The sequence below is a fragment of the Novosphingobium bradum genome, from assembly GCF_042646485.1.
Lineage (GTDB): Bacteria > Pseudomonadota > Alphaproteobacteria > Sphingomonadales > Sphingomonadaceae > Novosphingobium > Novosphingobium bradum.
Genome location: NZ_JBHRTQ010000013.1, coordinates 91,059 through 102,264, shown reverse-complemented (window position 1 = coordinate 102,264; position 11,206 = coordinate 91,059). Strand labels below are relative to the sequence as shown.

Genomic DNA, 11,206 nt, shown 5'->3' with positions numbered 1-11,206 from the left:
GCCCCGGAAGCAGGCGCCGTCGCCCACATGTCCCTTCATCTTTCCAACAATGTCAAAGAACAACCAACCCGCTTTAGCCACCGGAGCGACAAAATCAGGCGGACAACCAGCGTTCCCCGATTTTTCTACCGGGGGACTTGGCGTCCGACTATGTTGGCGACCGGGCGTTTCAGCCGTTTGAAGCGGCGTTCCCGTCCGGTGAAGCGGCATATATGGAGGGGGTTCGGACCCGTCAACGCCTTTTACGCAAAATGTTTCGCAACCGCGGAATTCCGCGGGTTTCCGGCCCTTTTCAGCGCCCTGAACGGCGTGATTCACACCGAATCGCATCGAATCGCCCGATCGGGCCACCCGCACCCAAGCACGTCCAAGTGACGGTTTCTTTACCCCGCGCGCCTAGGAAGGGCTCCTCGCTGGCGGGCGCGAAACCCGCAGAAAACGTGGATTTTCGAGCAATGAACACCCCCGCGATCAGCATCGCAATGAGCGTCTTCAACGGCGAACGCTTTCTCGCACCTGCGATCGAAAGCGTGCTGGCCCAGACCTTTGGCGACTTCGAGTTCCTGATTCTCGATGATGGCTCACGCGATTCCACAGCCGACATCATCCGTGCGGCCGCCGCGCGCGATTCCCGCATCCGCCCGATCCTGCGCGAGAATCGCGGCCTGGTCGCCAGCCTCAACCAGCTCCTGGCCGAAGCCCGCGCCCCGCTCGTCGCGCGCATGGACGCCGACGACATCTGCCGGCCCGAACGGTTCGCCCGCCAGATCGCCTTCCTCGCCGGCAATCCCGATCACGGCGTGGTCGGCTCGTGGAGCGAGGACATCGACGAGAACGGTGAGCCCTATTCGGTCACCGGCCCCGAACACCCCGACAGCCACGAGGGTTTTCTCGCCGCGATCGAGAACGGCTGGCCGCTGCTGTGCCACCCTGCCGTCATGTACCGGCGCGACCTGGTCCGCTCGGTCGGTGGCTACCATGCCGCGTTCCGCCACTGCGAAGACCTCGACCTGTGGCTGCGGCTCGCCTCGATCACGCGTCTGTGCTCTCTGCCCGAGCGACTGATCCGCTACCGGCACTATGCCGACCAGGTGTCCAGCCGCCATGCCACCGAGCAACAGATCGGCGCCGCCGTCGCCCGCCTCGCCTGGGACGAACGCCAGGCAGGCCGGCCGGATCCGACCGCCACCCTTTCCGAGCTCCCGCCGCTGCAAGACCTCAATGCCCTGTTCGGCCGCCCCGATGCCGCCAGCCGGGTGCGCGCCCGCGTCGCGCCCGGCCTGCTCTATTCGCGCGCGGGCCTGGGCGACCACGGTTTCGACCTGGTGGTGGACTACCTGCGCGAGGGCGGTGCCCGTGATGGGATGTGGCGCACCGTGGCCCGGCTGATGCGCTTTGGCGATCCGGTCCGTGCCGCCCGGCTGGCCGCCACCCTCGCCCTGACCACGGTGGCTTAGCATGACCGTGGCCGAGGCCGCCCCCGAAGCCGGCGCCACGGCCGCCGCCCAGACCGACCGCGAACCGGCCGCCATGGGGGTACGCAGCGCGGCCATATGGTCGATGGGCGGGCAATACATCTCGTTCGCCGTGCAGTTCGCCAGCTCGGTGATCATCTCGCGGCTGTTCCTCACCCCGGCCGAGGTCGGACTGTTCTCGATCGGCCTGGCCGCGGCCCTGCTGGTCTCGATCCTCCAGGACTTCGGCCTCTACCGCTATATCTCCGCCCTGCCCCGGCTCGAACGCGCCGAAGTCGAGCGCTGCTCGTCGGTCGCCCTGCTGTTCTCGCTGGCGATCGCCGTGATCATCGCCGCCGCCGCCTGGCCCATGGCCCGGGCCTATGCCCAGCCCGGCCTCGCGCCGATCCTGCTGGTGATCGCCGCCAGCTACCTGTTCGTGCCGCTCTCGGTGGTCCCGCTGGCGCTGATGGCCCGCAATCTCCAGTTTCGCGGCCATTTCATGGTCAATGTCGGCGGCGCGGTGGCGCAAGGGTCGGTCGCCCTGTCACTGGCGGCAGCCGGCTGGTCGGCGATGGCGCTGGCCTGGGCCACGCTCGCCGCGGCGCTGGCGCGCGGGCTCATCGCCCAGTGGCATCGTCCGGCGCCCCCCTGGCCGCTGCGCCTGGGCGGCGTGGCCGAGGTTCTGCACTTCGGCTCACGGTCGAGCGCGCTCTACCTCACCGGCGCGCTCGGCACGCGCTCGCCCGATCTCATCGTCGGCAAGCTGCTCTCCCTGGCCGCGGTCGGCCTCTACAGCCGCGCCTCGAGCCTGGCCGACCAGTTGCGCGTGCTCGTCGCGGGGGCGATCGGCGGGGTGTTCTTCCCCGCCTTCGCCCGCCTGCGCGATCGGGGCGAGCCGCTCGGTCCGGCCTACCTGCGGGTCTGCGCTGGCTATACCGGGGTGCTCTGGCCCAGCATGGCCGCGCTCGCGCTCGCCGCCGAACCGATCGTTCGCAGCCTCTATGGCGAGCAATGGCTGGGCGCGGTGCCGCTGCTCCAGCGGATTGCCCTGCTCGAACTGTTCGTCGTCACCCTGCCCCTCCACATCGACCTGCCGATCCTGGCCGGGCGGATCCACCGGCTGATGGCGCTCAACCTCGTCGATACCCTGCTTTCGGTCAGCCTGCTGGCGCTGGGCTGCTGGCTGGGCGGCGTGGAAGGCGCGGCCTCTTCGCGGCTGGTCTACGGCGCCTGCTGGATCGCCCTCTATGCGCGCTTCATGCACCAGGTGGTCGGCTTCGACGTGCGCGCCCTGCTTGGCATCCACCTGCGTAGCGCGGTGGCGACGCTCGCCGCTCTGGCCCCGATGGCGCTGGCCTATCGGTTCTGGCTCCCGCCCGAACGCATGGGCCTCGTGCCGCTGGCCGTCGTCAGCGCGCTGGGCATCCTGGCCTGGCTGGCCACGCTGTGGCTGGTGCGCCACCCGCTGCGCGAGGAAATCCGCCACATGGCGCAGCGGATCCTGCCCGCTGCCGGGCGCTTGCTGCCCGCCTAGCCGGCCAGCGCCGCCATCGCCTCGCGCGCGGCGCGCAGGTACAGGCCGCGATGATAGCGGCAGGTGCCAAGGAAGTGGGCGAGCGAAACGCCGCCCAGCGCCGGCTCGTTCCAGTAATTCATGTAGCGCTCGTAGGGCAGCAGCAGCAGGTCGCCTTCGTTGGCGACGATCACGTTCGACATGACCTGCTCACTGCCCCATTCGGCCCACTTGGCCGCGCCCAGCAGGGCCATGGCCTCGCGGCTGAAGGCATCGGCAACCTCACGCCCCAGCCCGCCGGGCGCAAAGCCGGCAAAGCCCGCGCAGCCGCGCACGTAGCGGCGCGGGGTCGGCAGGCCGGCGTCGATCCGGTGCAGCACCGCCTCGATCCGCCCCTGGACGTGTGCGCCCTCGGGAATGCCCGCAAGGTCGGCGGCAAAGGCCTCGACCGGCCGGAGCGCCACGCTGGCATCACCCATGAGGGTGAAGTTGCGCCCCGCCGCGATGGCTTGGGCCACCTCGGCCACCGCCCCCAGGGTCACCGTGTCGGAATCGAGCTGGATGACATAGGATTTCCGGCGCAGTTCGAGCAGGGTCAGCAGCCGCTCCCAGCACCCACCGCGCGGGCAATCGCCCGTGTCCACATCGCAAAGGCTGCGGATTTCCGGGCCATCGAGATGCTCGGCCAGCACGGCCTTGTCCGCGCCGGTCAGCGTCCCGTCGTCAAGGATGACGAACCGCCCGCGCCGCAGCCGGGCGTGGAGCGACTTGGCCGCGATCAGATAGGGATGCAGCACCCGGGTGCCGATCATCGAGAAGATCACCACGCCATCATCGGCCGCGACCACCGGCGGGGTGGCGACGATCGCCCGCGCAGCGGCGGCGAAGCGGCGTTCGCGCAGCTTGCGGATCACGCGTTGGGCCAGGCTTTCCATGGCGCCGCCCTAGCAGCGGCGCCTTAAGGAAAGGCAAAACCGCGCCAACGCCGCGCCCCGCGCCGGGCCATCGCGGCCCTTCGCCTTCCCATTTGCCGCAACCGGCCTACATTGGCGCTGCAATGCCTCCTGAAACCTATAGCAACCCGGCAACAAGCCGCCATGACGGCTGGAACACCCTCAGCCGCTTCCTCCCCTATCTGTGGCCGCGCGAAAATCCGGCGCTGCGCTGGCGGATCGTCGTCTCCTCCCTCCTCATCCTCGCCTCGACCGGGGTGCAGCTGACCCTGCCCTACCTGCTCAAGTGGGCGGTCGATGCGATGAACGTGACGGGGCCGCGTCTGCCGGCCTTCGTCATGCTCACCGTGCTGGGCTATTCGGCCGGGCGGTTCCTTGGCGTGGGCTTCGACAACCTCAGGAACATCGTGTTCGAGCGGGTCGGCCAGGATGCCACCAGGGCGCTGGCGGAGAACGTGTTTGCGCGGCTCCACAAGCTGTCGATGCGCTTCCACCTCGCCCGTCGCACCGGCGAGGTCACCAAGGTGATCGAGCGCGGGACCAAAAGCATCGACACGATGCTCTACTTCATGCTGTTCAACATCGCGCCGACCGTGCTCCAGCTCGGCATCGTCGCGGTGATCTTCTGGCTGAACTTCGGCTGGGGGCTGGTCGCGGCCACGGGCCTGGCGGTTGTCGCCTATATCTGGGTGACGCGCACGATCACCGAATGGCGCACGGCCTTGCGCGAGAAGATGAACCGGCTGGATGGCCAGGCGCTGGCCCGCGCGGTGGATTCGCTGCTCAACTACGAAACGGTGAAGTATTTCGTCGCCGAGGCGCGCGAGGAAGCCCGCTACGCCCAGGCCACCCGCGCCTATGCCGATGCCGCGGTGAAGAGCGAGAACAGCCTCGGCCTGCTCAACATTGCCCAGGCTCTGGTGGTCAACCTGCTGATGGCCGGCGCGCTGGCCTGGACCGTGTGGGGCTGGACCCAGGGCAAGTATACCGCCGGCCAGCTGGTCTTCGTGCAAACCTACCTCACCCAGCTGTTCCGCCCGCTCGATATGCTCGGCATGGTCTACCGCACGATCCGCCAGGGGCTGATCGACATGGCGGCCATGTTCAAGCTGATCGACGAGCCGGAGGAAGTGGCCGATGCCCCGGGCGCGCCGGCGCTGATCATCCGCCAGCCCTCGGTGCTGTTCGACAACGTGGTGTTCGGCTACGATCCCGATCGCACCATCCTCCACGGCCTCACCCTCGAAATCCCCGCCGGCCAGCAGGTGGCGATCGTCGGCCCGTCGGGCGCGGGCAAGAGCACGATCGGCCGGCTCCTGTTCCGCTTCTACGATCCCACCTCGGGCCGCATCCTGATCGACGGGCAGGATATCAAGACCGTGACCCAGCGCTCGCTGCGCGCGGCGCTGGGCATCGTTCCGCAGGATTCGGTGCTGTTCAACGAGTCCATCGGCTACAACATCGCCTATGGCCGCGACGGCGCCGGCGATGCCGAGGTGGAAAAGGCCGCCCGCGCCGCCGCGCTCTGGCCGCTGATCCAGCGCCTGCCCAAGGGGCTGGCCACGCAAGTGGGCGAACGCGGGCTCAAGCTTTCGGGCGGCGAAAAGCAGCGCGTGGCCATCGCCCGCACCCTGGTGAAGAACCCGCCGATCCTCCTGCTCGATGAAGCCACCAGCGCGCTCGATACCCGCACCGAACAGGACATCCTCGCCACGCTCCACGCCGTGGCCGAACACCGCACCTCGATCTCGATCGCCCACCGGCTTTCCACCATCGCCGATGCCGACACGATCTTCGTGCTCGATCAGGGCCGGCTGGCCGAACAGGGCACCCACGCCGACCTGCTGCGCCGCGAAGGGCTCTATGCCGAAATGTGGCAGCGCCAGGCGGCGGAGAAGGAGGAACTGAGCGAGGCGGCGGAGTAGGCGGCGGGCCGAACGCCGCCGGCGCCCCGCCCCCTGCACCAAGACCCCTCGTTGCCCCGTGCCTGACACGGGGCTGGGATGCCTTCGCCACGCCGGCGCTCACAAACCGGCCTGTGCACCTCGCGCCCGACCGCAAGGAACAGCCAGGCCCCGTGTCAGGCACGGGGCGACGGATAGCCATGAGGGCCAGATCGCCCGGAACCCGCTAGGCCTGCAACAGCGCCGGCAATTTCCCGCTCATTCCCCGCGCCTCGTCCATGAAGAAGCGCTTGAGCGCCGGCGTGCGCTGGACCACGCCCATGCCGGCGCGGCGCAGCAGCGAGGGCAGCTTGCCGGGAATGCCGAACAGGCGGGTGATCGCATCGGTCGCGGCCATGACGGTGACGGCATCGACACTGCGCCAGCGCTCGTAATGGGCCAGCACCTGCGCGTCGCCCGGCTCCAGCCCGAGCCGCATCCCTTCGACCAGCACTTCCACCATCACCCCCACATCGCGCAGGCCCAGGTTCAGCCCCTGCCCGGCGATGGGGTGCATCCCGTGGGCGGCATCGCCGATGAGGGCGAGCCGATGGTCGACGATGCGGCCCGCGTGGTGGAAGTTCAGGGGATAGGCCATGCGCGGCGCGGCCAGTTCGATCGGCCCGAGGATCGGCTCGACCCGGCTCTGCACTTCGGCAAGGAACGCCCGGTCGGACAGGCCGGTCCACCCGGCGGCATCCTTTTCCGCCACGGTCCAGACCAGCGCCGAGCGGTGGCGCCCGCCTTCATCGAGCAGCGGCAGCAGGGCAAACGGTCCGGCCGGGAAGAAGATTTCCCAGGCCACGTTGTCATGCGATTTCTCGTGCCACAGCGCGGTCACCATGGCCCGGTGCCTGTAGTCCCATTTGGCGAGGCCAAACCCGGCCTCATCACGCGTGGGCGACTGGCGCCCTTCCGCCGCCACCATCAGGCTCGCCTCCAGCACCTGGCCATCGGCAAGCGTCACGCTCACCCCGTGGTCGCCGCGCTCGCGGCCTACCGCATCGGCGCGGGTGTGCCAGGCGATCAGCGGCTCGTCCCTGGCCGCTTCGAACAGGGCGATCCGCAGGTCGCGGTTGGCATACATCCGGCCCAGCGAACCTTCGTGCGGCTCGGGGCGGAAATCGATCCGCCCGGGCTTGAGCTGGTCGGTCACGGCAATGGCGTCGATCGGGCAGCCCAGCGGCTCCAGCCGATCCCCGAGGCCGATATTGGCGAACAGGTTCCAGCTGGCGGTGGAGATCGCCGAGGCCCGGCCATCGGCCCCGGCGGCGGTGATCTGCGCCGGATCGCCGCGCTCCACCACGTGGGCAGAAATCCCCTCGCGCGCCGCAGCCAGGGCCAGGGTCATGCCCACCAGCCCGCCGCCAAGGATCACGAGATCGCGCTTGTCCCCACGAGGAATGTCCTGAGTCATGCCACAGGCCTTACCCCCGGCCGGCAAGGTAGGGCAAGCGCCCGCAACCGCCTTGCCCCTACCGGCAGGTATCCCCGGCCCCGCCATCGAGATCGAGGCAGCGCCCGTCGAAGGTTCCCGCCGGCAGCTTCAGCCCGAGCAGCGCGGCCAGGCTGGGGGCGATGTCGACCGTTTCCACCGGCGCGGGCTGCTCGAACCCGGCCAGCCCCTTGCGCCAGAACAGCAAGGGCACGCGCCGGTCATAGTCCCACGGGCTGCCATGGGTGGCGACATAGCCGGGCACGGCCATCGGGATCGGCACCACGCCCCGGCGCAGCAGCACCACCACGTCGCCCGAGCGCCGGGGATCGAAGCCGGCGCGGGCGCGCTCGGCCAGGGTCCAGTCCTGCGGTTCGCCATGCGGCATGGGCATGGCGGAAAGCTGCGCGGCGGTGAACACCGCGGCCACCTGCGGCTGGCGCGCCGCCAGCGCGGCCAGCGCGGCGAGGGCGGCATCGCGCCGCTCGGCCGGAATCTCGCGCGAGAGGTAGAAATCGCCGCCCGCGCCATCGCCATAGACCAGCGGCCCGCCGCGCGCGGCCAGGCCCAGTTCGGCGCCCAGCGCCTTGCCCAGCGCCCCCGGCATGGCCGCCGGATCGACCCGGGCGGCGGCGGGCAAGGCCTGCTGATCCAGCCGCTCGGGCATATCGAACCCGCCATGATCGGCGGTGAGCACCACCGCATAGTCGATCCCCGCCGCATCGAGCCGGGCGAAGAAGCTGCCCAGCGCCGCATCGAGCCGGGCCATCTGGATGCACATCTCCAGCCCCTCGTTGCCCATGGCGTGGCCGATATAGTCTGTCGCCGAAAGGCTGACCGAGAGGAGATCGGGCGCCGGACCCCGGCCCAGCCCCATGTCGGCCACCAGCCGGGTGGCGAGATCGAGCGTGGCCGCGTCCATCCGGGGCGAGACGCGCAAGGCATCGGCATTGCCCGCCGGCAGGGCAAAGCGCCCCTGGCCCACGGTCACCCGCCCCGCCGTTACCGCGCGGTCGCGCGGGGCGCACCAGGCCGGGACCGGCAGGGCCGGGGCACCGGCAGCGATCACCTTGGCCAGCGCGGCATTGGCCGAGGCCACCGCCCGCGGCTCCGCCCGGCCGCGCAGGGTCACGAAGCGTCCGCCCAGGAACCACCAGGCCTCGTCGATCTGGTGGCCGCCCATCATCATCACCGCGCGGTCCTTGGCCGAAACGGCCACGTTGCGGCTGCGCGGATCGGCGCGCTTCAGCCATTCGCCCAGGGTGGGCACCCGCAGGTGCCCGGCGGAAACCACCGGATCGCGCGCGGTGCTGGCCGGATCGGTCTCGTCCTCGGCACAGTAGATCCGCTTGTCGGCCCGCGCGACGCCAAGATCGAACCACGAATTGGCCACGATCCCGGTGCGCGCCGGGTGATCGCCGGTGAGGATGGTCGAATGGCCGGGGCAGGTCTCGGTCGCCGCGTGGCTCTGGAAGGCGCTGGGGAACACCGCCCCTTGGGTCAACCGGGCGAGGCCGCCGGTGAAGCGCTGGCGATACTGGGCGAACAGGTCGGCCGAGAACTGGTCCACCGCGATGGCGACCACCAGCCGGGGCGGGGCCGAGGGCGCCGGGGCGGCGGCCGGCTCGGCCGAAGCGCAGGCCGGAAGCGCACCAAGCGCGGCAGCCAGCGCGGCACGGGCAAGCCAGGCGGAAAAGCGGCGGACCATGATCGCTCCTTGAATTGCGGCCGGCAAAGCGGCACTGAGGCAGGGATGCCGGGCCGCGAGGATCCGCGCAAGCCGATGTTTCGCGCAAAGCCCGGGCCGCCCTTCATGCCGCTTCGCTACCGCCGCTCCATTGCCGTTCTGTTGCAGGCGCTGGTCGTGCTGCTGGCAGCGTTTGCCGCCCCGGCCAGTGCCGCGCCCACCCACATCGCCGCGCGCTTGCTGGCCGAAGGGCCGGTCCAGGCGGGCGGCACGGCCACCCTGGCCATCGCCATGCGCCCGGAACCGGGCTGGCACGGCTACTGGTCGAACCCGGGCGACGCCGGCTTCGGCATGACGCTGGACTGGGCCTTGCCCGCCGGGGCACAGGCTGCCCCCCCGCGCTATCCGGTGCCGCGCACGCTGGTGGTCGCCGGACTGATGAACCACGTGTTCGAACAGGCCTACGGCGTGCTGGTCGACTTGCGCCTGCCCGCCGGCCTCGCCCCCGGCACCCGCCTGCCGGTGCGCGTAAAGGCCGAATGGCTGGCCTGCACCGACCAGGTCTGCGTGCCCGAACGCGCCGAACTTGCCACCACCTTGACCATCGGCCCGGCCGGACGCCCCGATCCGCAGTTCGATGCCTGGCGCGCGAAACTGCCCGCGCCGCTGGGCGCACCGGCCCGGTTCCAGGTGGCGGGCGACAGCCTGCGCCTCGGCCTGCCGCTCCCGCGCGGCCTTGCGCTCGATGCCCCCCATGTCTTCCCCGATCAGGACGGGGCGATCGCCTATGCCGCGCCCCAGGACTTCCGCCGCCAGGGTGATCTGCTGGTGATAACCCTCAAGCGCTCCTCGCCCAATGCGCCCGCCGCGCTTTCGGGCGTGCTGCGGCTCGATGGCAGCGGCAACGGCCTCGCCTTCGCGGCCACGCCGGGCATGGTCCCGGCCGGGGGCGAACCGCTGGCCGCTGGCGGCACCGCCGCCCGCCTCGCCCTGCTGGTGCTGGCCGCGCTGGCTGGCGGGCTGCTGCTCAATGTCATGCCCTGCGTCTTCCCGATCCTCAGCCTCAAGGCGCTGTCGCTGGCCCGCGCCGGGGAAAGCCCGGCCCAGGCCCGAGCCGAGGGGCTGGCCTACACGGCCGGGGTCGTGCTCGCCTGCGCCGCCCTGGGCGCGCTGCTGCTTGCCCTGCGCGCCGCCGGGCACGAGATCGGCTGGGCCTTCCAGTTGCAGGAACCGGGCGTGGTGGCCGCCCTGCTGGTGCTGGTGGCAGCCATCGCGGCCAATCTTGCCGGCCTGTTCGAATTCGCCGTGCCCGGCTTTGCCCGCGGCGGCAGCACCCAGGGCGCCTTCGCCACCGGGCTGCTCGCCGCCTTCGTCGCCACTCCCTGCACCGGCCCGTTCATGGCCACGGCGATGGGCGCGGCGCTGCTGCTGCCCGCCGCCCAGGCCATGGCCCTGTTCGTGGCGCTGGGACTGGGCCTTGCCCTGCCGTTCGTGGCCATCGCCTTCGTGCCGGCCCTGCGCCGCGCCCTGCCCCGGCCCGGGCGCTGGATGACCAGGCTGCGCCATGGCCTGGCCCTGCCGATGGCGCTGACCGCCCTGGCCCTGGCCTGGCTGGCCTGGCGGCTGGGCGGCGCGCTGTTTGCCGGGCTGGCCCTCGGGCTGACCCTCGCCCTGCTGGCCTTGCTGGGGGCCATCGGCCAGGCCCAGCGGCGCGGCCGCTCCGCGCGCGGCCTGGCGCTGGGCGGCGCCCTCGCCGTCCTCGCCGCGCTGGCCGCCCTGCCGCTGGCCGCCGCGCCCGAGCGCCCGGCCAGCCTTGGCGGGATCCTTGCCAGCCGGCCGTTCAGCGAGGCCGAACTGGCCCGCGCCCGCGCCTCGGGCAAGCCCGTCTTCGCCTGGTTCACCGCCGACTGGTGCCTGACCTGCAAGGTCAACGAGGAAGTGGCGATCGAACGCGCCGCCACGGCCCAGGCCTTCGCCCGGGCGGGCGTCGTGGTCCTTCGGGGCGACTGGACCCGCCGCGATCCGGCCATCGCCCGCTACCTCGCCAGCCAGGGCGCGGCCGGCGTGCCGCTCTACGTGTGGTATCCGGCCCACGGCGGCGCGCCGCGCGTGTTGCCCCAATTGCTCAACCCCGACACGCTCCCCGACCTGGCCCGCTGAACCGACCCGGCGTCCTGCCGCGCACTGCGGAACCTTCCGCAGCGTGTTGCATTATCGT

General features: G+C 71.0%; 7 protein-coding genes. 4 read left to right on the top strand and 3 right to left on the bottom strand.

What is annotated here, in order from left to right; all coding sequences use genetic code 11:
• The first annotated feature begins 455 nt into the window (after positions 1-455).
• Together ACFOD9_RS14160 and ACFOD9_RS14155 are read left to right on the top strand one after the other, a co-directional pair.
• Positions 456-1,457, top strand: coding sequence for a glycosyltransferase (locus ACFOD9_RS14160; RefSeq protein ID WP_379510782.1), 1,002 nt, complete (start codon positions 456-458; stop codon positions 1,455-1,457).
• Position 1,458: 1 nt separating this feature from the next.
• Positions 1,459-2,991 (top strand): oligosaccharide flippase family protein, encoded by a 1,533-nt coding sequence (locus ACFOD9_RS14155; protein ID WP_379510781.1) that lies wholly within the window; start codon positions 1,459-1,461, stop codon positions 2,989-2,991.
• Here ACFOD9_RS14155 and ACFOD9_RS14150 read toward each other — a convergent pair.
• Positions 2,988-3,905, bottom strand: a complete 918-nt coding sequence (locus tag ACFOD9_RS14150; protein ID WP_379510780.1) for a hypothetical protein — start codon at positions 3,903-3,905, stop codon at positions 2,988-2,990. The two genes, ACFOD9_RS14155 and ACFOD9_RS14150, sit on opposite strands and share 4 nt — an antisense overlap.
• Before the next feature lie 122 nt (positions 3,906-4,027).
• Here ACFOD9_RS14150 and ACFOD9_RS14145 point away from each other — a divergent pair, with 122 nt between their 5' ends.
• On the top strand, positions 4,028-5,848 hold the full coding sequence (locus ACFOD9_RS14145) for an ABCB family ABC transporter ATP-binding protein/permease (protein ID WP_379510779.1): 1,821 nt from the start codon (positions 4,028-4,030) through the stop codon (positions 5,846-5,848).
• 205 nt (positions 5,849-6,053) lie between these two features.
• On the opposite strand, the gene ACFOD9_RS14140 is transcribed toward ACFOD9_RS14145, so the two are convergent.
• Positions 6,054-7,283: an FAD-dependent monooxygenase gene (locus tag ACFOD9_RS14140; protein ID WP_379510778.1), complete on the bottom strand. Its 1,230-nt coding sequence runs from the start codon at positions 7,281-7,283 to the stop codon at positions 6,054-6,056.
• Between the two features lie 58 nt (positions 7,284-7,341).
• The gene (locus ACFOD9_RS14135; protein ID WP_379510777.1) at positions 7,342-9,009 is read right to left on the bottom strand and encodes an alkaline phosphatase family protein; all 1,668 of its coding nucleotides are present in this window, start codon (positions 9,007-9,009) and stop codon (positions 7,342-7,344) included.
• 45 nt (positions 9,010-9,054) lie between these two features.
• Here ACFOD9_RS14135 and ACFOD9_RS14130 point away from each other — a divergent pair, with 45 nt between their 5' ends.
• Entirely contained in the window at positions 9,055-11,148 is a 2,094-nt protein-coding gene (locus ACFOD9_RS14130; RefSeq protein WP_379510776.1) for a protein-disulfide reductase DsbD family protein, read from the top strand.
• Positions 11,149-11,206 lie beyond the last annotated feature (58 nt).

What these genes read in the sequence shown, in the direction of transcription:
- ACFOD9_RS14160 (WP_379510782.1), top strand. Translation starts at nt 456, where the DNA reads ATGAACACCCCCGCGATCAGCATCGCAATGAGCGTCTTCAACGGCGAA.
- ACFOD9_RS14155 (WP_379510781.1), top strand. Translation starts at nt 1,459, where the DNA reads ATGACCGTGGCCGAGGCCGCCCCCGAAGCCGGCGCCACGGCCGCCGCC.
- ACFOD9_RS14150 (WP_379510780.1), bottom strand. Translation starts at nt 3,905, where the DNA reads ATGGAAAGCCTGGCCCAACGCGTGATCCGCAAGCTGCGCGAACGCCGC.
- ACFOD9_RS14145 (WP_379510779.1), top strand. Translation starts at nt 4,028, where the DNA reads ATGCCTCCTGAAACCTATAGCAACCCGGCAACAAGCCGCCATGACGGC.
- ACFOD9_RS14140 (WP_379510778.1), bottom strand. Translation starts at nt 7,283, where the DNA reads ATGACTCAGGACATTCCTCGTGGGGACAAGCGCGATCTCGTGATCCTT.
- ACFOD9_RS14135 (WP_379510777.1), bottom strand. Translation starts at nt 9,009, where the DNA reads ATGGTCCGCCGCTTTTCCGCCTGGCTTGCCCGTGCCGCGCTGGCTGCC.
- ACFOD9_RS14130 (WP_379510776.1), top strand. Translation starts at nt 9,055, where the DNA reads ATGCCGGGCCGCGAGGATCCGCGCAAGCCGATGTTTCGCGCAAAGCCC.